This window comes from Streptomyces sp. TRM49041 (genome assembly GCF_008271805.1).
Lineage (GTDB): Bacteria > Actinomycetota > Actinomycetes > Streptomycetales > Streptomycetaceae > Streptomyces.
In genome coordinates this window covers 1-21,017 of sequence record NZ_VSRY01000130.1, presented here as the reverse complement: position 1 = coordinate 21,017, position 21,017 = coordinate 1, and the positions used below count along the sequence as shown (strand labels likewise).

Genomic DNA, 21,017 nt, shown 5'->3' with positions numbered 1-21,017 from the left:
TGAGTGATGCCACTTCTTCCTCGTTTCCTGTTCAGGACAACCCTATTGGGTCCCTGTCCGGAAACTTCGTGGCCCCTCAGCCTGTACTACATGGATCCGGCCGGGCACGGCATGGGGATCATCACGCGGCCCTATGACAGCCACGAGCAGACGCCGACAACTTCGTGAGGCAGTGGTAGGCGGGGAATGCCCTGGCCTACCACGGGCCTTCCCCCGTGAAGGTGGACACGCGGCGTGGCGTAGTCCAACTGCCGTGTGCTTCCTGCGGAGTCCAGCCTGACCGTTTATGGTCTCCAGCGGCGTACCGGCTCCTCGTTCCCCCGACGGTGTGGGTGCCCTTCTTCACGTCGCCGGTCTCGTCCACCACCAGCACCGCCGCCTCGTCGTGGAGATGTTCGACGACGTACTCGCGGACGTCATCGCGCACGGCTTCGGCGTCCCAGGATGCTCGGCACAGCAGGTGCTGCATGCCGTGCGGGGTCTTCTCTCCGGCCCAGTCCGCGATCGTCCAGCAGTTCTTGCGCGGCAGGTCCGACAGCAGCCCCAGCACCAACCGCCCAGCCCGCAACCGGGGTTCGACCCGACGAACCGGCCCCGCGATACGGCCCATGACCACCTCGAACGCCTCCCGCCAACGGCCGGGATCTATGCTGTGACCTGCGGCCACCGTCTCTTCGTAAGTCCACACAACTCACGATGATCAACGGTGGCCGCACCCGTTCCCGGACGGCCCTCACCGGCAAGATCACGATCTACAGCTGGAGTAACTGACTTTTCGTCAATGGAACTTGGCCAATATCTCGATTCGATAACGACGTCGATCGAAAAGGTACGGACCTTCCAGGGCTCCGCGGTGCAACTCGCTTAAAATTTAGACTAATTGACTGTTCATCAGATCGCATGTTCCAGGTTACGGTCAGATATCTCGCAGCCCCTTCCCGTTTGTCCGAATTACTCCCTCGGTCGGTCTGGCAGGCTTCCGTGCACGCACTCCTGTGACCAAGGAATTGAGGTGCGCATGACTGACCCGTTCGCTGGGTTCGTGAATCGGGTGTTGACCAGGCCGATCGTCACGTGCGCGTGCTGAGTCTGCAGCCCGGCACGGAGTGCAAGGTCACTGTCCGGGGGCAGGGCACCACAGGTCGAGGCCGTGGCCGCGGGTAGGCCAAGCTCGCGCTGCACCACCAGAGCACGACCCACGCGGTGCCCCGTAGACCTCTGTCAAGGGTCTGCGCCGACAGCCTGGGGACGAGCCGGCCGGCCCCTCACACCCCTGCACCGCGCGCGTGCATTCGATCAACCGCAAGACCCAAAATCACCTAACCAGGTGACTGTTCCGGGAGGATTGATGCGTAGATCCAGAGGACTGACCGCAGCCCTCGTCCTTTCACTGGTCGGCGCCGGCATCGGAATAAGCGCGGGAGTGATGCCGAAGGCATCCGCTATGACCCCTCCCGTGGGGTTCACCGCCGACAACCTGCCCACCTGGCAGACGAACGGCATCGTGTGGGCCATGGCCCAGGCGAACGGCGTCGTCTTCGCCGGCGGCACCTTCTCGGCGGTCCGCCCACCGGCCGGGACTGCCGGTCCGGAGCGAAAGGCGGTGAACTTCGTCGCGCTCGACGCCGCCACGGGTAAGCCCACCTCCTGCGACCTCTCCTTCACGATCAGGGCAGGCACCGCCACCGTACGCGCCCTGGCCGTCTCGAAAGACAAGAAAACCCTCTACGCCGGTGGCCGCTTCGGCGCAGTCAACGGCGTCGGGGTGAGCAATGTGGCAGCCATCGACATCGCCACCTGCAGGCCGAAGACCAGCTTCAGGCCCGTGGTGAACGCCACCGTACGGGCGCTCGCCGTCGCCAACGGCAGCATCTACCTCGGCGGCGACTTCACCTCCGTCGCCGGCCAGGCCCACCGCTACTTCGCCTCCGTCACCACCTCGGGCGCGCTGCGCCCCTGGAAGGCCGACGCCGACGAAACAGGCCGGGCGATCGAAGTGACGCCGGATGGGGAAAACGTCCTCCTCGGCGGCGACTTCTTCCGCATCAACGACGCCGACTCCCATGCCCTCGCCGTCGTCAACAGCAACAGGGGATCCCTGACCAAGAACTATCCGCTGGGCTTCTTCGCCGCCTCCACAGTGGTGAAGGACATCACCACCGACGCCTCCGGTTTCTATACCGCCAGCGAGGCAGTTGGAAGCCAGGACGAAGGCCGGTCCGCCATCAACCTCTCCGACTTCCGCCAGCGCTGGCGGGACCCCTGCAAGGGTGCGACCCAGGCGGTCGAAGTCTACAAGGGCGTGGTCTACTCCGGATCACACGCACACGACTGCAGCGGCATTGACGGCTTCCCCGAGCAGGCCAACGGGCTGCGCCAGCACCTGCTCGCCCAGTCGGTCAACGCCCCGGCGCTGCTGGGCTGGACCCCCGATACCAACAACGGGCTCGGCGAGGGAGTCGGGCCACGTGCAATGACCACCGCCTCCAAGAACGGCATCGACTACATGTGGGTGGGCGGCGAGTTCACCAAGGTGACCGGCACCTCGACCAGCATCTACGCCGACAAGCCGCAGCAGGGCCTGACCCGCTTCGCCAGCGGCCCGGACACCGGCGCGCCGTCGGTGCCGCAGGAGGTCAGCGCCTCCAGTACCAGGCCGGGCGAGGTCGACGTCCGTTGGAAGTCCAGCTTCGACCACGACGACAGCAAGCTCACCTATCGCGTCTACCGCAACGGCTCCAGCACCCCCATCCACACCGTCACCGGCTCCTCCATGTACTGGAAGCGCCCGCAGCTGACCTTCACCGACACCAACGTCGCACCCGGATCCCCTTACACCTACAGGATCACTGCGACCGACGGCAGCAGGAACACCAGCGCCCTGTCCGCCCCCGCCACAGTCAGCGGGACCGCAACAGCGCACGTCGCCCTCCACCGCTGCTACAACCCGGACAATGGCGACCACCTCACCACCACCAACCCCAACTGCGAGGGCTACCCGAACAAGGACGGACGCCTCGGTCACATTCCCGCCCAACAAGCCCCCGGCACCGTCGCTCTCTACCGCTGCTACAACCCGGGCAACGGCGACCACCTCACCACCACCAACCCCAACTGCGAGGGCTACCCGAACAAGGACGGACGCCTCGGCTTCATTTACACCACCCAGGTCGGTGGCTCCGTCCCCCTGTACCGCTGCTACAACCCGGGCAACGGCGACCACCTCGACACCACGAACCCCAACTGCGAGGGCTACCCGAACAAGGACGGGCGCCTCGGATACGTCATCCTGTGACGTCGACCTCGCCGGCCCCGGCGCGACGGGAATGCGCTCGCCGCCGGAGGACTGCCGACGTCCGCGGACCTGACCCCCGAGGACGGCCGGGCCCCTCCCATGCACAGCCTGACGGCTTCCCTCGTCGCATGCGCATGAGCGCGGGAGGAGGCCCGGGGGTACGGTCCGGGCGGCGCCGGGGCCCGTTCAATTGTGAAAGGACCTGATGAGACACAGAAGGATCGGGCGGCGACGCCTGCTGCCCGGGCTCGCGGCGTTGTGCTGCATGGCGCTTGCCTTCCCCGGGATCAGTTCGGTTGCGGAAGGGACCGTCGCGGAATCAACCGGCTCTGGTTCGACGAAGGCGGCCACCACAGCCGCTGGGCCGCTGCCCTATCCGACGCGTTCCGACTACCACATCAAAGGCATTCAGCCTGACTTCTGGCCGGACAAGGACGAGATTTCCGGCAACAACGCCGGTGGTGTGTCGATGAACCTGCTCTGGGCGCAGTGGGAGCCGAGCGTCAAGGCTGCTCCGTGCGCCGTGGGCGAGCAGGAGTACGACGGTCACTGCTTCGCCGTCCCGGCCGAGGTGGACTCGGCCGTCAAGGAGTGGAGCGATCGCGGGCTGGTGGTCACCGCCATCGTCTACGGCACCCCTCCGTGGGCCCGCCAAGGGCGCACCTGCTCACCCGCGTCGCCGGGATTCGAGATCTTTTGCGTGCCCAACGATCCCGCCGATTTCGGACGTTTCGCCGGCATGCTGGCACAGCGTTACGACGGGCAGCACGGTCACGGCCGGATCGCCGACTTCGTGATCAACAATGAGGTCAACACCAACGACTGGTTCGACATCGGCTGCGGCCAGGGGGTGCCGTGTGACGCCAACGCATGGCTCGACCAGATCGCGGCCAACTACAACGCCGCCTACGACCGCATCGCCGTCGAACAGGCGACCGCCAAAGTGCTGACCTCGCTGGACCACCATTTCGGCCGGGAGTTCGACCGACCGGCCGACCGCAACGCGACGTTGTCCGGCATGACAGTGCTCGAAGGCCTGAACGCCCGGGTGGGAAAGCGCCGGTGGCAGGTCGCCTACCACCCCTACCCGCCCAACCTCTCCAGCTCCGCCTTCTCCGCCGACGACTACCCCAAGATCACCTATGGCAACCTCGGCATCCTGCTGGGCTGGCTGCGTCAACAGTTCCCGGACCGGCCCCACGCCTGGACGGTCCAGCTCACCGAGAGCGGCATCAACTCCGGTCAGCAGTCCAATGAGGCGGATCAGGCCGGCGCGGTGTGCCGGAGCCTCCACAACGTGCTCGGCACGCCGGGTATCGAAAGCTACATCTACCACCGGATGCAGGACAATCCGAATGAGGGCGGCCTCCAGCTCGGTCTTCGCAGGGCGGACGGCTCGGCCAAGCCCGCGTGGGCGACCTGGGCGCTGGCGAACCGCAACGACCTCTCCCCGGCTCGGCTCTCCTGCGGGTTCGAGCACCTGCCCTACACCGTGCTGCGCCGAGGCTACAACCCCGAGCGGGGACATGCCGCCTCGTCCCGGGCGCTGCCGCCCGGGTTCACCACCGAGGCGAACTGGCATCTGTTCCGCAACAAGCAGCCCGGTACGGTCATGCTCTACGAGTGCAAGGTGGGCGGGCACTCGATGCTGACCCGCGACCCCGGATGCGAGGGCCAGTTCCCCTTGGGACCCGTCGGCCACATCCACACGAGCCAGGTACCCGGGTCGATTCCTCTCTACCGCTGCTACATCCCCTCCAGCGGCGACCACTTCGTATCCCCGCGAGCCGACTGCGAGGGTCCCTACACCATGGAGTCCCTGCTCGGTTACGCGATCCCGTGATGGCTTCTCGCCCGCTCTGTCGTCGTCGGTGCGTGCCGCCGGCGTCGGCGGGGTCGGCTGCCCGAAGGCGCAGGTCGGCCGAGCCCCTGACGCCGACCGGACTCGACTCCCGCATCACCCCTTCGACGGTGTAAAGGGTTACACGGCGAAAGGGTTACTTTGATACCCCGCCCGACTCTCACGGCCCCTGTAGTTTCGATCATGGAGAGTCCTGCAGGAGGTGACGTTGCTGGTGGCAGGCGCTGGCGGCGGCCTGATGGCAGCGGCGCCAGACGGTCCGGTGCAGGACATGGTCGCGGTCGCGGACGGGTGCCGGCAGGACAAGGGCGCGCAGGAGACGTACGAGTTCGGGGCAGGTCAGCGGGACGAGCCGGGCCGGCCGCGTGGGGCCGCTCTTCTCGCAGACCGTCGCGAGAGCGAGGGTGAGAACTGCGGCAGCGATCAGGGAGAACAGCGACCATCGCATCCAGGAGTGAGGCTGATCCCTTGGAGTGGACACCCTGACAATAGATCTTGATGGTCCAGGAAGGGATGTCCAGGTGGGACGCCGGTCTCCGTACCCGGAGGAGTTCCGGAGGGACGCCGTCGCGCTGTATCGCGCGGCCGGCGGCAAGCGCACGTACGCGGCCGTCGCCGCCGAGCTCGGGATCACCGGGGAGACACTGCGCACATGGGTCCGCAAGGACACTGGGGGCGAACGTGTCGACCGTCCGGGGCGGGAGCGGGCCGGAGGGGCAGGCCGACGAGCCGGCCCGGCTGCGGGCCGGGAACGCCAGGCTTCTGAAGGCCGAGAAGGAGTGGCAGTTGGAGCGCGAGATCCTGCGCCGGGCGGCCGCCTATTTCGCCCGGGAGGTGAAGTGAAGACCCGCCGCTGGGACTTCATCTCCGAGAACCGCGCCGACGTCGGCGTCAAGCGGCTGTGCCGGGTCCTGAGGGTCTCCCGCTCCGGCTACTGCCGGCACCAGGCCACGGAAGAGGCCCGGGCCGAAGGCCGGTCCCGCGAGGCGGCGGCGGTTGCCGAGATCCGTGCCATCCACTCCGAGCACCGGGGTGCCTACGGCGCCCCGCGCGTCCATGCCGAGCTGAGGGCCCGGGGGCGGAAGACCAACCGCAAACGCGTGACACGGCTGATGCGCATCCACCACATCACCGGGCGTCACCTGCGCCGCACCAGGCGAACGACGATCGCGGACAAGACGGCCCCGCCCGCCCCGGACCTGATGATGCGCAACTCCACCGCCGACACGCTCAACACAAAGTGGTGCGGTGACATCACCTACATACCCGTCGGTTCGACGTGGCCGTATCTGGCCACGGTGATCGACATCTGCTCGCGCCGGGTCGTGGGCTGGTCGATCGCCGACCACATGCGCGCGTCCCCGGTTACCAACGCCATCGAGATGGCTGCGGCCGCCCGCTGCTGCCGCCGCCGTGGTTGAGGCCGAGCCGCTTGATCTCCAGCGAGTAGTGCAGCAGCACGGACGGCGTCAGGTCCGCCAGGGCGATTCCCTCGGTGGTCAGGACACAGGCGATGTCGAACTTCGCCCTCGTCCGGTTCAGCGGGCTCATCTGCGGGTGGGAGTCGAGCGCGGCGAAAACGGCATCCAATTTCGGATCGCGCTGGAGCATACGGAAGGGCTCCGCGGAGTCCATAAACTTGTTGGCTCGGAAGCCCGGCAGCGAGGGCTGGAAGATCCGCAGGCCGAACGCCATCTTCAGCCCGGAGATCAGGTTGCTGCTGTCGTAGCGGACATGCGGCTTGGCCAGGATGTTCACCGACGGAGGCTTCTCGCCGTTGAAGCCGCTGGCCTCCCAGCGCTCCTGCCAGGCTCGCCCGGCAGGGTCTGTAGGTCACCGAAGAGCAGCCGGATGCCCTGGCGGCGTTTCTCGCCGATCGACTTCGTCTGGCCCCGCAGGATCTCCGTCGCCAGAGCGCACAGATCCTCGACGGAGGCCTTCGTCAGATCTCCGAACGGCGCCGGTGGATGCTCCGGCCGCGGGGCGGGCGCCGCCTTCAGAGCCGCCCCCGGGAAGCGCGTGGGGCCTTCTTGGCGGTCGTTCTCGCGGGGGTTGATCCGCCGGTTGCGGGCCGTGCAGGTCTCGACCGTGGTCCGGTTAACCACCGAACACCGCCTTGACGTCCTCCGCCGCTCGGCGGAGGCGGGGTAGCTCTCGTGTTCCAAGCCAAGCTGCGTCGCTCCAAAGCCCAGTCAGCAGCTGAAGACCCGGACGTCGTCACGGTGGCAGTCAAGGGACTGGCGGGGAAGCAGCGTTGGCGACACGGCAGGGTGCGAACGACGGCGGAACATCTGACGTGGCAGCCCTGGTTGCGAGTCGGCCCGGTGCTCCCGCTCCCCGCAGATCTGCGCCCAGTCAAGCAGAGACGCCCGCGAGCCACCGAGATGTGGACTATGAGTCCGCAGGTCGTCATCATCGAGTGCCAGTCTCGGCCGGCGGCCCATCACTTGGCGTGATGTCCTGGAACGTGGAGCAGATGCAGGAACTCTTGCATCGCCGCCGAGCGCGGTAGCTCGCCCCTGGGCGTACGGGAACGGTCGGCCGTCACACCCAATGCGACTCGGCGACCATGTGCGGGACAGCCCTTATTGATCGGAAACTCATGGGGTTGATTCGTCGATGACGTAGCGGACGTGCTGACCGCCGAAGAATCCGCGCACGATGTGGGGTTGGCGTTGTCGGCGGTGGAAGAACCGGCGAGTTTCGGAGGCGAGTTCGCTCTGGTTCCTGACCCGGTGGGTGTGGGGCAGGCTGCGTTTGAGGGCGGCGTTGACCAGCTCGTCCAGGTTCAGCTCAGGTGAGTACGAGGGCGGGAAGTGCAGCTCGACCTGGTCCTTGTGGTCGGCGAGCCAGGCCCGGACGGCCTTCGAGCGGTGGGCCGAGTGCCGGCCGACGACCAGGTGGACCTTGCGATCGAAGTGGCCGACGAGCCGGGTGAGGAAGCGGCACATGACCTCCGCGTCGAACGACTCGGTGAAGACCATGAAGTGCATCCGCCCCTTGGTGCTGATCGCGGACATCGCATTCGCCGAGAACCGGTTCCCGGTGCGGCGCACGACCGGCGTCCGCCCCTTGGCTCCCCAGGTGCAGCCGGTGACCTGGTCCGACCGGATGCCGACCTGGTCGGCGAGCAGCACCTCCCCGTTCTCCGCCTTCGCCCTGCCCCGGATCGCCGGCCACGTCTCCTCGCGCCAGACCCGGACCGCCTCCGGATCCCGCTCGACCGCCCGCTTGTCCGGCCGCTGGAACGTCAGCCCCCACCGCCTGAGGTACTTGCCCACCCCCGGCTCGGTGAACCGGACCCAGTACAGCATGAGGATCAGCTCGCCTATCAGCCCCCGCGTCCACAGCTGACCGGAAAGACCCAGGTCGGACGGGTTGTGGTCGAGGACAGCCTGCCGGACGGCGACCTGCTCGGCCTCGGACAGCACCTGATGTTCGCCCGCGCGCCGGCCCCGCGACCGGGACAGCGACGCGTCCCGACCACCCGCCTGCCACCTCGCCCACCAGTTGTCCACCGCCCTGACCGACACCCTGAACAGGGCCGCAACCTCCACCCGGTCCCGGCCCTCCACCAGCGCGGACACCGCCAGCAGACGCACAGCCTCCTGCGCGTCAGGCGACCAGGTCCGCGCATCCCCCACCAGATCACTCACACCCCATCGACGATGGGTCAACATAAAGCGTTTCGGATCAATACGTCATCGACGAATCACCCCCATGAGTTTCCGATCAATAAGCACTGCCTCACCCGCAGGGGTGATCAGAGCCAACTCGAATGGCGGATATGCCCTTGGGTCACGCACGCTCGCGCTGTGACACAAGCGCCCGACTCCGCGGTTAGGCTGACCGGTGTATCCCCGTGGGAGGACACCGTGAGCGGCATGAGCCCCGAGCAGGTCAAGCGCATGCGCGAAGTGGTCGACCATGTCTCCGACTATGCCGAGCAGATCGAGAAGGGCTGGAAGGTGGAGACGACGGACGGGGAAGTGAAGCTCGTCATGATGAGTCCGAATCTGCCTCACACCAGGAATGTGGACGCCTTCCGTGAGCAGATCAGGGAACAGACTCCGGACGTCTCGGCCGTCAACGACACCGATATGACCGACCTCGTCACCGGCCTGGAGAAAGTACGGGACCTGATGGCGTTTCCCACCACGGACGTCGACCCACAGGCGGAGTCCGTCGATCCGCGGACCGTGCTGCTGGTCGTCGAGATCGTATCCAAGGGCAACCCCAGGAATGATCTGGTGACCAAGGTGGAGGACTACCCGAGGATGGGAATCCCCCTCTACATCGTCGTCGACCCTCGTGACGGCGCCATCGTCGTCCATTCGGAGCCCAAGGAAGGGCCCGACGGGCTCCGGTACCGGTCCTCCGTTCCGTACGAGTTCGGGGACACCGTGCCCGCCGGGCGGTGGACGTTCGACACCAGTGGGCTGGTCCGATACCGCTGACCGGCCGCGTCGGCGGAGGTCAGCGCACTCAGTCGGGCAGGAGTGCGCGGATCGGCGGGAAGCGCACGGGCAGGGAGACGAGCGCCCGGTGGAAGGGGCCCGGCCGCCAGCGCAGGTCCGCCGCCGGGACGGCCAGCTCGATGTCGGGCAGCCTGTCGAGGAGCTTCTCCAGCGCGGCTGCGGCGATCAGCCGGGCGGGGCCCTTCGCCGGACAGGTGTGCGGGCCCGCACTCCACGCGAGATGCGCGCGGTTTCCGGCCCGGCGGTCGCCGGAGAGACCGGTGCCGGTGTTCGCGGCTGCCAGGCTGATCAGAAGAGGGGTGCCTTCACGTACGAGGTTCCCCTCGATCTCCATGTCGCGGAGCGGATAGTGAATGGCGTAGTTCGCCAGCGGGGGGTCGGTCCACAGCACCTCGTCGATGGCGTCGTCGACGGGCATGCTGCCGCCCGCGAGGTCACCGGCGAAGCGGTCGTCGGACAGCAGCAGCCGCAGCCCGTTGCAGATCAGGTTCTGCTGCGGCTCGGTGCCCGCGCCCATGAGGACCACCAGCTGGTGCATCATCTCCTCGTCCGTGAGCCGGGCCGGATGCGCCATCAACCAGGACGACACGTCCGGCCCCGGCTCTCTCCGCTTGAGGGCGACCAGTTCGGCGACCCCCTCGGTCAGGACCGCGTTCGCCTTCTCGGAGTCGGCGTCGGCGTCGAAGATCCCGGACATGCCTTCGACCAGCTTGTCCCCGATGTCCGGTGGGCAGCCGAAGAGCCGGTTGAAGACCTGCAGGGGCAGGACGGCGGCGTACTCGGAGAGCAGATCCGCCCGCCCGTCGGGCCCGATGCGGTCGATCAGCGTGTCGGCGATCTGCTCCACGTATCCCCTGAGCGCATCGGGGTCGACGCGGCCGAGGCTGTCGGTGATGGCGCCGCGCAGCCTGCTGTGCTCTGCTCCGTCGGTCCACAGGGCGTTCGGCCGGTACATCATCATGGGCACCACCGGGCTGTCCGACGGCACCGTCCCGTCGGCGAGGGCCCGCCAGCGCCGCGGGTCCTTGGAGAAGCGCTCCGGACTGCGCAGCACCTCCAGTGCTCTGTCGTAGCCGGTCACCAGCCAGGCGTGGACACCGGGGGCCATCTCCACGGGCGCGAGGGAGCCGCGGGCGCGCAGCCGGGTGTACGACGCCATGGGGTCGGCGGCGAACTCCGCGCCGTACAGGCGCTCCACCGGGGGCGCGCTCGCGTGCGCCGGGCAGCCTGGAGGCGCCGCCCCGGACGTGGATCGGGGTGTCGTCATCCTTGCTCCCAGGGGGTGCGGGTCTGCAGGTACTCGACGAGGGAGATCAGCGCTCCGGCCGAGGACGCGGCCTCCCGCGCATCGCACACGACCAGCGGGGTCTCCGGAAGCAGGTCGAGGGCCTCGCGAACGTCCGCCTCCGGGAAGGCCGGTGCGCCCTCGAACTGGTTGACAGCCACCGCGTACGGCACACCGTGCTCTTCCAGCAGGCCCATGATGTCGAAGGAGTGGTCAAGTCTTCGGGTGTCGGCCAGCACCAGGGCGCCGAGCGCACCGTGCAGCATGTCGTTCAACAACCCTGTGAAGCGTTTCTGCCCGGGCGCGCCGAAGAGATACAGCACCAGGGACTCGCTGAGCGTGATGCGGCCGAAGTCCATCGCGACGGTCGTCGTCGTCTTGCCGGGGACCCCACCGAGGTCGTCGAGGAGTTCGCCCGCCTGCGTCATCGTCTCCTCGGTGCGCAGCGGGCGGATCTCGGAGAGGGTTCCGACGAACGTGGTCTTGCCGACGGCGAAGTGGCCGACGACCAGGATCTTGACTGCGGTCCGGACCGTGTCGGGGACGTAGACCGGGTCAGAAACGGGAGCGGAGCCCATGGAGCACCTCCTGCAGGAGCTGGGCGTCGGGAAGTTGTGCCTTGGGGATCGGAGGCCGGACGGTGAGATGGCCGCTGTCGATGAGGTCGCTGAGCAGAACCTTGGTGACGCTCACCGCGAGAGAGAGGTGGGCAGCGACTTCGGCGACCGACAGGGCTCCTCCTCCGCACAGTTCCATGACCCGTCGCTTCTCCGGGTTCAGCGAGTTCAGGGGGCGGTCGCGTACCGCCGTCACCAGCGTGACCAGGTCCATCGTGTTGCGTGTCGGATGGGCGCGGCCCTCCGTGATGACGTACGGCCGTACGAGTCCTCTGTCACGCCCCGGTCGCGACGGGGTCATTCCGTGCCGACGCCGTCTGGTGCGGCCGCCTCTGAGGTCAGCCGCGGCGGCGAGGTCATCTCCCTGCCGAGCCGGTCGACCAGTTTGTGCATGCTGTAGGTGACGGCTTCCATGTCGACGTCCTGACCGGCGGAGACCGCCAGGTACGCGCCCGGGCCGGCTGCCACCAGGAAGACGTAGCCGTCGACGAACTCGACCAGCGTCTGCTGCCACGGGGACGTCTCCTCAGCGCAGAACTCGGCCGTGCTCCGGCTGATCGACTGCAACCCGCACAGCGCCGCGGCCTGCCGCTCGGCCTCGTTGCGGTCGATGTCCTTGGAGTGGGCGCGGAGCATGCCGTCCGAGGAGAGCAGAATCGCGTGGCGGGCTTCGGGGACTCTCAGGACCTCGTCCAGCATCCATCCGAGTTCGTTGGTCACGGGGCTGGTCATCGCGCGGCGTTTCCTTCGCTGTCGGTGGAGGTGTTGCGGCCGGAGCGGGTGCCGCGGGCGAACGCGCCCATACGGGAGGCGGCCTCGGCGGGCGGGCGGGCGAGCTGAGGACCGGGGCGGGCCGGGGTCGCAGAGGCGTCGGTCTCCTGACGCAGCGGGCTGCGTCTGCGGCGCTTGGGCAGACCTCCCGCGGTGGACGGCGCCGCCGACCCCGCTTCGGGGGAGGGCGACGATTCCGCGGGCGGCCCGGGGCGGGCGGCGGCCGGGGCGGCAGTACTCGCTCGGGCTGCCGGGTGCCCGGCAGCCCGGGCTCCAGGTACGGCTTCCGCTTCTGCTTCGGCCTCCACGCGGGAGGGAGGCAGGGAGGCGGGCTGCGCCTCCGCTCCCTGCACCGGGATCGGCGGCCCCATGAAGCGCACGCGGTTGAGGAGTGCGTCGGGGAGAAACAGCACCGCCCGGACGCCGCCGTACGGCGACTGCATGTCCACGGAGACCCGGAAGCCGTAGCGGGCGGCAAGGACGCCGATCACGGCGAAGCCGAACTGCGGCGGGTCGCCGAGTCGGTGGATGTCGATGTCCTCCCGGCCGGACAGACGCCGGGCGGCTTCATCGGCTTCGCCTGCGTCCATGCCGATGCCGGCGTCGTCGACGACGATGCTGACGCCGTTGTAGGCCGGCCGGATGCCCACTTCGACCTTGGTGTTGGGCTGGGAGTGCCGCGCCGCGTTGTCCAGCAGCTCCGCGACCGCGAGGACCACCGGCTCGACAGCCCGGCTCACCACGTCCATGTCCACCCGGGAATGCACCTCGATGCGTCGGTAGTCCCGGATCCTCGACGTCGCGCCGCGTACCACCTCGAGCAGCGGCGACGCGGCACGCTGCCGTCCGGGCCATGAGCCGCAGAGCACTGCGACAGCCTGGGCCCTCCGGCCGAACTGCGCGTTGGCGTGGTCGACTTCCAGGAGGTCCTGGAGCACGTCGGGGTCGTCGTGCCGGCGCTGCATCTCCGAGATCGACAGCTGCTGCTCACTGGCCAGGGCCTGCAGAGAGCGCATCGTCGTCTTCAGCGTCGATTTCGCGGACTTGTCCGCCCGCAGCCGGGCGGCCTCGCCGACGCCGGAGAGCTGGTCGACGATCCTCTGCAGGCTCCTCCCGTACGGCGTTGCCGCGAGCTCCGCGTCGAGTGGTCGTCCGGGCACGGGCGTTGCGTCTGCGTCACGGGACGCCTTCACCAGCGCGGGGAGCCGGGTTTCCGCGAGGTGCTGTATCTCCTCGTCGCGGGCGGACAGGGCGGCTTCGTGGAGCCTCAGTCGACGGCGTAGGCCGGCGGTGATCCGGTATTGGCGTATCAGAAGCAACAGTCCGACGAACGCGACCGTGGCGAAGCACCAGACCACCGCCCCCGGTATGTGTTGTGTCATCAGGTCCTCGTACGGGGGGAGGGAGGCATGCCCGGAGAGAGCGGGACACGCGGCAGCCGACTCTGAGGGCCCATCGGATTTCGATCGGCTGCGCCGGACGCGACACCATGGCACGGGTGAGGCCAGGGATCTCCCGCGTCCTTCAGGGGCGCCGGGGCGATCGATCATCCTCGGTCCCGGGGAGGCCTTCAAGTGCCGTGCGTAACAAATCGAATACAAAGAGGAGCTGCCGCCGCCGGACCGGACCACGCCGGCGGCTGGTCGCTCCAGCGGGGCCAGCGCCGGTTACCGGGCGGTTTCAGCGGCGGCGCGGCGAACTCACGCAGGCGCTTCTTGTCCGGCTTGCCCGCGTCCGTGAGGGGGAGGGCGTCGAGGAACACGATGTGCGAAGGCTCGTACATCCGGCCGCAGCGGGCGCGGACCAGGGCGGTGAGGGCCGCGGCGGTCGGCGAGGCGCCCGGCGCGGGGACCACGGCGGCGTGGACGCGCTCCATGCGGTCGGCGTCGGGTACGCCGAAGACCGCGCTCTGGCGCACCCGCGGGTGGGAGTTGAGCAGGTCCTCCAGCGCGCACCCGTGCGCGTGGCCTGCGCCTCACCCGCCTGCCGGCCAGGCGTGGCGGGGCCCCTCCGGGGGCGCCGCTCGGTGACGCGGAAGTCGGTGAGCTCCTCGACCGGAGTCAGCGCCTCTTCAGCGACTACGTACTGCGGCGGCGCAAGCGGCAGGCCGGGCTGCCCGCCTGAATCCCGTCCGGCCGCATCCCTCGGTTTCCCAACCTCTTTCGCTGACAAGCAGGTTGGGCTTTGGACGCCGACTGCGCGGAGCTTACTGGGGGCTGTCGTCTGCTCGGCACCGAGGGAGGTTCCGGCTCTCGCGCGGCGCGGCAGCGGCGGGATGGGGACCGTCTATCTGGCCGCGCAGGAGGGGCCGGGCGGCCATATGGCCGTCAAAAACCATCAGGGACGAGTACGCGCAGGTGGAAGGCTTCCGACGCCGGTTCACCCGCGAGGCGACGGCGGCTCACGTTCATCGGCACCATCGTCGAGCCCGGCGCCGACTCCTACCGCCTCGCCGGCACCCGAGCCCGAGCAGAGGAACCCGCCCAGGCCGGCTGAGCACGAATGTTGCCGATCTTGACGTGACTGACGAGCGTGAAGTCAGATGCGGTGACGAGTCGGCAGCGCGAAGCGGCACTGCCGTATGGAGGTTTGGCGTGTTCATCACGGAAGAGGCCGTTTTCGATCCTGAGGAGATGCTGAACCTCTACGATTCGGTCGGCTGGGAGGGCTACACTGCCGACGTCGACAAGCTCTGCCGCGGCCTGCGGAACTCTCACCGCGTCATCACAGCACGAGACGGTTCAGGAACGCTCCTCGGACTGGCCCGGACCGTCTCTGACGACGAGCACATCTGCTACGTCCAGGACGTCGTGGTCAACCCGGCGCATCACAGGCAGGGCGTCGGCCGGGCCCTGGTCGAGGACCTCATGCGACGCTACGCGCACTGCCGCTTCTTCCTCCTCTCCATGGACCACGAGTCATCACCGGAAGGCAAGCGCAACCACGCGTTCTATCGGAGCCTTGGCTTCATGTCCTACGAGGAGAAGAAGATGGCGGGCTTCGGACTGCCCAGGAACCACCCTGACCTGGGTGACATGCCGCCATAGAGATTCGCCCCTCCCGGCCACGGCGAGGACATGTCCCCCCTCACCGGCCAACCTCACTCCGCGATGAGGGCCAGCCGTCACGCGTCCCAGACACGACCGTGCCGTCGTAACCTACGCAGCCAGGGGCTATGCTCGCCACGATCGCGGCCATCCTGCCCATCACCAAGTTCTGGAAGATCAGCGTGCACATGGTTGTCGCCTCTGGCGCCACCCTGGCGATGCGAGGCACGACAGCGCTTCAGCAGCCGTATCTCAACCGGTCGTGGAACGTGCAGGCCGAGCAGGGTTCCCGGTCGGGGGGACGCCCGACCGGCGGCGCTCACTCGGCCGGCGCGAGGACACCCGGCGGGTGCTCTTCGCCGTGCGGGGCGTCAGCCCTTCCTTCCCGAACGGACGGCCTCGCTCACCTGGTGGGCTGCGGCTGGGAAATCCGCACGCACAGGTCGCCGTACGTGATGTGACCGGGCGGGCAGGTGGGGTGGAAGAGCGGTGTCGGCGGGGGGTACCGGTCCGGTAGCGAGGGCAGCGGCGGCCGTGAGCGCTCCTTGTTCTCCATGTCCCAGCGCAGCGTGAACAGCAGCAGTGCCACCAGCGCCATGAGGAAGACGGCCACCGGGAAGGCGGGTCGCGCGGGCTTGCCCTCCGGCTCCTCCGGCGCCGCGGACGCGGGTGGAATCCGCAGGGCGGAGTCCGAACCCGCCGCGCTCAGCTCCGTCTCGAGTGAGACCCCGCAGAGCAGCAGTAGGGTGCGCAGCCGTTCGGCGCTGTTCGGGTCCGTCAGCGCGGCCGGGACCAGCTCCAGCGCTTCGGTTGCGGCCGGGTCCTCGGACACGGCCCGGCCGGGGCCGTGCATGTGGAAGACCCAGCGGGCCCGGCCCGCAGCCACGAGCGCTTGTCCGGCCAGCAGTTCGAGCGCGAGGACGGCCCGCCGGGCATCAGCCTCCCGCTGTTCGTCGCCGCCGTACGGGCCCTGTCCGCCACGGTCCTCGCTCGGGGACTCTCCCCGCTCCTGCCACCGGTCGGCCATGTGCTGCGTCCACCACGACCCACCGGTCCAACGGCACTCTTCCGCCCTGGCGCCATTGGGGGAATGGGGCGAGGGCGCGGCTTCCCACCGCTCGCCCCAGCCCGTGTCCCGCAGCGCTTCGGCGAGTTCGCCGCCGCGCCCGCCGGTCAGCAGGTCCAGGACGCCATCGGTCGTCGGGCGAGCCAGAGCGATGAGCCCCATCGCCGGGTCCAGCTCCTCGACCGCGCGCACCGCCCGAACTTCCGCCGCCTCCGTCAGCCAGTCGGGCCAGGGCCGCGTCAGGCGCTCACGACCGGCCGTCCGCGACAGAAGCAGCGCGGCGAGCACCCGGTGCGGAAGGGCCCCCTCATCGTTGACGAGCTCATAGGCGGGGCGCAGATCCGGTTCTGCCTGTCCTTCCGGCAGCGCACGCAGTGCGTCCAGCCGCTGTTTCAGCGGTGGATGCGAGTCGAACGGATGACGCACGGCCACCGGGTGCCGCGCTTCCCCCGCCACCTGGCGCACCCAGGTCCGCGCGTACTGCGGATCGGTGAGCACGGCGTCGAAGGCACGCACCGGGTCGTCCGGCAGACGGCCCAGCACCGCCATGGGGGTCAGCACCCGGGAGCGGAAGTCCTGCCATGCGGCGGCGACCGTTTCCACGGACATCAGGGCCTGGACGGCCGTGTCCCTGCCCGCCACCGCCGCTGACGTCGCGTCCGCCTCAAGTTCCTGTCGGCGACGTACGGCGAAGGACAGCACATTGTAGAGCCAGGCGTACAGACTGAGCGTCAGATACTGGAAGCCCGTGTAGACGGTGACGATGGGATTCCCGGCCTCCGGTTTGGCGAAGCTCTCGCGTGCCGCGTCCAGACCGATCGCTCCCCGGTAGACCGTCGCGGCAAAGCGGGTGTGCCCCTGTGCGTAGTGGGCGAGTTCATGCGCCAGTACGGCACGCAGTTCGTCGGCCCTCAGTCCGGCCAGCAGCGGCACTCCCACGTACAGGCGCCGCTCCCACGTCCCGCCCCGGCCGCCCGCCTGCTCGCTGACCGCGGCGTTGGCCTCCATGGTAAGGCGGATCTCGGTCGGAGCGGGCACCCCGATCCGGTCGGCCAGGTCCAGGACGGTCTCCCACAGGCCGAAAGCGTCGTCGAGGTCCACTGCCGCCGTGCCGGGGCGGGGGCCGGCCCCCCTGCCGACGCCCATGATGAGCTGAGGAAGCATCACCAGAGCGGCAGCCGCGAAGGAGATCTGCGTCAGCAGGAGGGGCAGGCCCAATTCGCCCTCCGGGTCGAAGACGACCCGGGACATCACCACGCCGAACACCGCGTACCCGCCGATGAGGACGACGGCCAGCACATAGAACCCGACCACCAGGGCGAGCGCGCCGGCCGACCGCAGCGAACGGCGTAACCGGCTCACTCTTCCTCCCCCTCTGCCTCTGCCGCCTCGGCGTCCGCCGATGCGGCGAGTACGGCGGCCAGTTGCCGTGCCGGCCGCTCCGACCGGGCGACGGCGGCGCGCAGCCACAGCTCGGTCCGCTTCAGGGCCGCGGTGACGGGGTCGGCGGGAGCAGCCGTCTGTTCCCGAAGCCGCGCCAGTGAGTGCGAGGGCACCAGACCGAGATCGTCGTGCCTGTCACGCCGTGCCCGCCGGCCGTTCCCCGCGTCTGTCTTGTCCGACATGCCCACCGCCTTGACGAGCGTGGCGCGGGCTTTGAAGACACTGGACGCGACCGCGCCCCTGGTCAGGCCCAGCTCGTCGGCGATCGCCTCCTGGGTCATGCCCTCCAGACAGTTGAGCACCACCACGGTCCGCTGCCGGGAGGGCAGTTTGGCCAGCGCGGTAAGAACGGCACGGGCTTCCACCGTTTGTTCGACTCCGGCCGAGGGGTGCGGCTGGAGCGTGTCCGGCTCGGCCGGCCGGGTGCGCGACCGATCGCGGGCGACGGCCCACAGGCGCTGCCGGACGATCCGGTAGACCCAGGCGTCGGGAGCATCGTAGTGACGCAGCCGTTCCCAGCGGGCAAAGGCCGCTGCGTACGCCTCCTGCACCGCATCCTCCGCGTCCTGCGGGTGACCGCACAGCAGCAGGGCCCTCGCCGTCATGCTGGGGAACGAGCGTGCGAAGAAGCTGTCGAACGGCTCGGCCGTGCTCACCGCTCCCGACGTGCGCGCCTGCCCGGTCACCGGCTCTCCCCCTTGTCCCCCCGGCCGGGAAGCAGCGTCACTCTGGCCCGGCCCGGCCCGTGATGGTCAAGGAGCAGGGCCGCGTTCCCCGACTCCGAGACGGCGGCAACGATACGCCTCCGCTCCCTGGACATCAGCCAGAACAGCAGGACTCTCGGCAGAAAGGCCGCCACGCCCACGGCGGCCGTCAACATCATCGGTTCCTGCATCGGGAGCACTCCCTCTTGTTCGCCGGACAAGCCTTCGTCCAGTAACAGCCGTGAAGCGGGGGATTGTTTACCTGTCAATCCCCTCGGATCGTGGAGACCTTCCTATGCAGCCAGTTCCTCGGTGAGGGAGGCTCGCTGATCGTGTTCGTAGTCGATTGGGCTCATGAACCCGCACACGCTGTGCAGCCGACGCGTGTTGTAGAAGTCGGTGATCCAGGTCGCGACCCTGATCCGGGCCCCGGTGCGGGTGGCGGAGATGTGCCGGTGGACGTACTCGACCTTCAAGACGCTGATGAACGCCTCGCTCGCGGCGTTGTCGAAGCAGGAGTCGGCGCGGCCCATGGACTGGAAGACGCCCAGCCTGCGGCAGGCCCGGAGGAATCTCCGTGAGGTGTATTCGCTGCCGCGCGGTCGCTGTGGAAGATCACGCCACGGACGTCCCCGCCGCGGGTCGCGGCGGCCGTGTTGAGGGCTGCGACGACCAGCTCGGCATCGTGGCGGCCGCCCATCGCGTAGCCGAGCAGGCGGCGGGAGAGCAGGTCGATGACCGTGGTCAGATACAGCTTGTCCTCCCTGTGGACGATCGCGTAATTCCCCAGGGGTAAGTTCACGTAATTCCCCAGGTCCTGGCTTGAGAGGGCTAGGTTGCGCCGGGTAGCCCAAGAGCAACCAAGAGAGCTGAGGAGAGCTCTTCCGCGAACAGAGCCGATCCGGTGAGCGTCTGCCGGACTGCTTCCTCATCGGGCGTCAGTCCGGCAGCGGCCGACCAGGCGAGTGCGCCGGCCACGGCAGGTTCGATGGGGAAGTGCTCCAGGGGTATCTCGTAACTCTTCGCCATGTCGCGGTTGAGGAGGCCCTCCCAGCTGTTGCCGTCCGGCGTGAGGGCCTCGATGAACCCCACATCGCTGTCGAGGAAGGACACCATGACCGCCGGCTCCCCCGTTCTCTGCACGAGGGTCGACAGGCTGCGCCGTCCGGCGTCGGCGAAGTCCGTCACCTGCCAGCCCTCTGCCAACGCCTCCGTGTCGTCGATTCCCGTGAACCCGGCTTCCCGCATGAGCTGGTGCAGTTCCCCTGTGGACCGGGTCGTCAATGATCCGCCTGAGTTTCCCATGGTCAGCAAGCTAGTGTCCTGAGTCGTTAGTTCGTGTGCAGTATGCGGCGAGGGTTTCGAGGATCTCGTCTGCGGTCTTGGTCCACACGAACGGCTTGGGGTTCTTGTTCCACTCGTTGATCCAGCCGCGGATGTCGCGTTCGAGCTCGACGACGCTGCGGTGGGCCGAGCGGCGGAGTTTGCGGCAGGTCAGCTCGGCGAACCAGCGTTCGACGAGGTTGAGCCAGGATGCCGAGGTGGGAGTGAAGTGCAGGTGGAAGCGGGGGTGTCGCAGCAGCCACTTCTTGACCGCTTCGGTCTTGTGGGTGGCGTAGTTGTCCAGGACCAGGTGCAGGTCCAGGTCCTTGGGCACGGCGGCGTCGATGGTCTTCAGGAAACGGAGGAACTCCTGGTGGCGATGGCGTCGGTAGTGCTGGGCTATGACCGAGCCGGAGGCGATGTCGAGTGCGGCGAACAGGCTGGTGGTGCCGTGGCGGACGTAGTCGTGGGTCATCCGCGCCGGCGTCGTCGGTGCCAGCGGCAGCACGGGCTGGGTGCGGTCCAGGGCCTGGATCTGCGACTTCTCGTCCACCGCCAGCACCAGGGCGTTCTCGGGCGGGGCGAGGTAGATGCCCACCACGTCGCGGACCTTGGTCACGAACTGCGGGTCGGTGGACAGCTTCCATGTCTGCACGATGTGCGGTTTGAGGCCGAACGCCCGCCAGATTCTGGAGACTGCGGACTGCGACATGCCCGCAGCCTGGGCCATCGACCGCGTCGACCAGTGCGAATCCCCCGAAGGGGGTGCCTGGTCGAGGGTCCGGGCGACCAGGGACTCGACCTGCTCGTCCGTGATCCTGCGCGGGGCACCCGAGCGCGGAGCGTCGACGAGTCCCTCAAGACGGTCGGAAGCGAACCTGGACCGCCACTTGCGCACCGTCTCCCGCGAGATACCGAGCTCCTGCGCGACCTGCGCGTTCGGGCGGCCCTCGGCGCACGCCAGCACGATCCTCGCGCGCAGCACCAAGGCCTGCCCCGCGGTCCGCTTGCGCAACCAGCCTCGCAGTACGCGGCGTTCGCGCTCGGACAACTCCAATGACAACGGCTTCGGGCCCGGCATCCCCCAACCCTACAACCGCCAATGAACTACCGACTCAGGACACTAG

General features: G+C 68.5%; 21 protein-coding genes and 2 pseudogenes. 6 read left to right on the top strand and 17 right to left on the bottom strand.

The window, feature by feature from the left end:
- Positions 1 to 310 precede the first annotated feature (310 nt).
- Positions 311 to 610 (bottom strand): annotated as a pseudogene (locus FVS66_RS15930) (transposase); the annotation flags it as partial.
- A gap of 738 nt (positions 611 to 1,348) precedes the next feature.
- Between FVS66_RS15930 and FVS66_RS15925 the strand changes: the two are divergent.
- On the top strand, positions 1,349 to 3,295 hold the full coding sequence (locus tag FVS66_RS15925; RefSeq protein ID WP_399225644.1) for a hypothetical protein: 1,947 nt from the start codon (positions 1,349 to 1,351) through the stop codon (positions 3,293 to 3,295).
- 265 nt (positions 3,296 to 3,560) lie between these two features.
- Positions 3,561 to 5,138 (top strand): DUF5722 domain-containing protein, encoded by a 1,578-nt coding sequence (locus tag FVS66_RS15920; RefSeq protein ID WP_222946940.1) that lies wholly within the window; start codon positions 3,561 to 3,563, stop codon positions 5,136 to 5,138.
- Between the two features lie 199 nt (positions 5,139 to 5,337).
- On the opposite strand, the gene FVS66_RS15915 is transcribed toward FVS66_RS15920, so the two are convergent.
- Positions 5,338 to 5,604, bottom strand: coding sequence for a hypothetical protein (locus tag FVS66_RS15915; RefSeq protein ID WP_149181844.1), 267 nt, complete (start codon positions 5,602 to 5,604; stop codon positions 5,338 to 5,340).
- A gap of 25 nt (positions 5,605 to 5,629) precedes the next feature.
- On the opposite strand from FVS66_RS15915, the gene FVS66_RS15910 reads away from it, so the two are divergent.
- Complete coding sequence (locus tag FVS66_RS15910) at positions 5,630 to 6,577, top strand: IS3 family transposase (protein ID WP_316248188.1); 948 nt, start codon at positions 5,630 to 5,632, stop codon at positions 6,575 to 6,577.
- Here the strand turns inward: FVS66_RS15910 and FVS66_RS15905 are convergent.
- Both FVS66_RS15905 and FVS66_RS15895 read right to left on the bottom strand, forming a co-directional pair.
- Positions 6,522 to 6,914 (bottom strand): hypothetical protein, encoded by a 393-nt coding sequence (locus FVS66_RS15905; RefSeq protein WP_149181843.1) that lies wholly within the window; start codon positions 6,912 to 6,914, stop codon positions 6,522 to 6,524. The genes FVS66_RS15910 and FVS66_RS15905 overlap by 56 nt on opposite strands.
- A gap of 842 nt (positions 6,915 to 7,756) precedes the next feature.
- Positions 7,757 to 8,812, bottom strand: a complete 1,056-nt coding sequence (locus tag FVS66_RS15895; RefSeq protein WP_262387022.1) for an IS630 family transposase — start codon at positions 8,810 to 8,812, stop codon at positions 7,757 to 7,759.
- A 228-nt stretch (positions 8,813 to 9,040) separates the two neighbouring features.
- On the opposite strand from FVS66_RS15895, the gene FVS66_RS15890 reads away from it, so the two are divergent.
- Positions 9,041 to 9,613, top strand: coding sequence for a Uma2 family endonuclease (locus FVS66_RS15890; RefSeq protein ID WP_187645544.1), 573 nt, complete (start codon positions 9,041 to 9,043; stop codon positions 9,611 to 9,613).
- A gap of 28 nt (positions 9,614 to 9,641) precedes the next feature.
- Here FVS66_RS15890 and FVS66_RS15885 read toward each other — a convergent pair whose 3' ends face one another.
- From FVS66_RS15885 to FVS66_RS36845, 6 genes are all read right to left on the bottom strand, one after another.
- On the bottom strand, positions 9,642 to 10,901 hold the full coding sequence (locus FVS66_RS15885; protein WP_262387021.1) for a cytochrome P450: 1,260 nt from the start codon (positions 10,899 to 10,901) through the stop codon (positions 9,642 to 9,644).
- Positions 10,898 to 11,497 (bottom strand): ATP/GTP-binding protein, encoded by a 600-nt coding sequence (locus FVS66_RS15880; RefSeq protein ID WP_149181839.1) that lies wholly within the window; start codon positions 11,495 to 11,497, stop codon positions 10,898 to 10,900. The genes FVS66_RS15885 and FVS66_RS15880 overlap by 4 nt, the downstream gene beginning before the upstream one ends.
- On the bottom strand, positions 11,475 to 11,837 hold the full coding sequence (locus FVS66_RS15875; RefSeq protein WP_149181838.1) for a DUF742 domain-containing protein: 363 nt from the start codon (positions 11,835 to 11,837) through the stop codon (positions 11,475 to 11,477). The genes FVS66_RS15880 and FVS66_RS15875 overlap by 23 nt, the downstream gene beginning before the upstream one ends.
- Positions 11,834 to 12,268: a roadblock/LC7 domain-containing protein gene (locus FVS66_RS15870; RefSeq protein WP_149181837.1), complete on the bottom strand. Its 435-nt coding sequence runs from the start codon at positions 12,266 to 12,268 to the stop codon at positions 11,834 to 11,836. The genes FVS66_RS15875 and FVS66_RS15870 overlap by 4 nt, the downstream gene beginning before the upstream one ends.
- Positions 12,265 to 13,689: an ATP-binding protein gene (locus FVS66_RS15865; protein ID WP_149181836.1), complete on the bottom strand. Its 1,425-nt coding sequence runs from the start codon at positions 13,687 to 13,689 to the stop codon at positions 12,265 to 12,267. The genes FVS66_RS15870 and FVS66_RS15865 overlap by 4 nt, the downstream gene beginning before the upstream one ends.
- A gap of 188 nt (positions 13,690 to 13,877) precedes the next feature.
- The gene (locus FVS66_RS36845) at positions 13,878 to 14,246 is read right to left on the bottom strand and encodes an AMP-binding enzyme (protein WP_399225648.1); all 369 of its coding nucleotides are present in this window, start codon (positions 14,244 to 14,246) and stop codon (positions 13,878 to 13,880) included.
- Positions 14,247 to 14,704: 458 nt separating this feature from the next.
- Here FVS66_RS36845 and FVS66_RS36000 point away from each other — a divergent pair.
- Both FVS66_RS36000 and FVS66_RS15850 read left to right on the top strand, forming a co-directional pair.
- Positions 14,705 to 14,803 (top strand): annotated as a pseudogene (locus FVS66_RS36000) (ATPase); the annotation flags it as partial.
- A gap of 98 nt (positions 14,804 to 14,901) precedes the next feature.
- Positions 14,902 to 15,354 (top strand): GNAT family N-acetyltransferase, encoded by a 453-nt coding sequence (locus FVS66_RS15850; RefSeq protein ID WP_222946939.1) that lies wholly within the window; start codon positions 14,902 to 14,904, stop codon positions 15,352 to 15,354.
- Between the two features lie 403 nt (positions 15,355 to 15,757).
- On the opposite strand, the gene FVS66_RS15845 is transcribed toward FVS66_RS15850, so the two are convergent.
- The 7 genes from FVS66_RS15845 to FVS66_RS15820 all read right to left on the bottom strand — a co-directional run bounded on the left by FVS66_RS15845 (position 15,758) and on the right by FVS66_RS15820 (position 20,971).
- Entirely contained in the window at positions 15,758 to 17,782 is a 2,025-nt protein-coding gene (locus tag FVS66_RS15845; RefSeq protein WP_149181834.1) for a M48 family metallopeptidase, read from the bottom strand.
- The gene (locus tag FVS66_RS15840) at positions 17,779 to 18,549 is read right to left on the bottom strand and encodes a sigma-70 family RNA polymerase sigma factor (protein WP_149181833.1); all 771 of its coding nucleotides are present in this window, start codon (positions 18,547 to 18,549) and stop codon (positions 17,779 to 17,781) included. Before FVS66_RS15840 ends, FVS66_RS15845 begins: the two co-directional genes overlap by 4 nt.
- The gene (locus FVS66_RS15835; protein WP_149181832.1) at positions 18,546 to 18,758 is read right to left on the bottom strand and encodes a hypothetical protein; all 213 of its coding nucleotides are present in this window, start codon (positions 18,756 to 18,758) and stop codon (positions 18,546 to 18,548) included. Before FVS66_RS15835 ends, FVS66_RS15840 begins: the two co-directional genes overlap by 4 nt.
- Positions 18,759 to 18,860: 102 nt before the next feature.
- Entirely contained in the window at positions 18,861 to 19,118 is a 258-nt protein-coding gene (locus tag FVS66_RS36840; RefSeq protein ID WP_399225646.1) for an integrase core domain-containing protein, read from the bottom strand.
- A complete protein-coding gene (locus tag FVS66_RS36835; protein WP_399225636.1) occupies positions 19,040 to 19,369 on the bottom strand; it encodes a DDE-type integrase/transposase/recombinase in 330 nt (109 codons plus the stop codon). The genes FVS66_RS36840 and FVS66_RS36835 overlap by 79 nt, the downstream gene beginning before the upstream one ends.
- Before the next feature lie 29 nt (positions 19,370 to 19,398).
- Positions 19,399 to 19,872, bottom strand: a complete 474-nt coding sequence (locus FVS66_RS15825; protein ID WP_149181830.1) for a hypothetical protein — start codon at positions 19,870 to 19,872, stop codon at positions 19,399 to 19,401.
- A gap of 10 nt (positions 19,873 to 19,882) precedes the next feature.
- Positions 19,883 to 20,971 carry an IS630 family transposase gene (locus tag FVS66_RS15820; protein ID WP_149181358.1) on the bottom strand — a complete coding sequence of 363 codons (1,089 nt, stop codon included), beginning with the start codon at positions 20,969 to 20,971 and terminating at the stop codon, positions 19,883 to 19,885.
- Positions 20,972 to 21,017 lie beyond the last annotated feature (46 nt).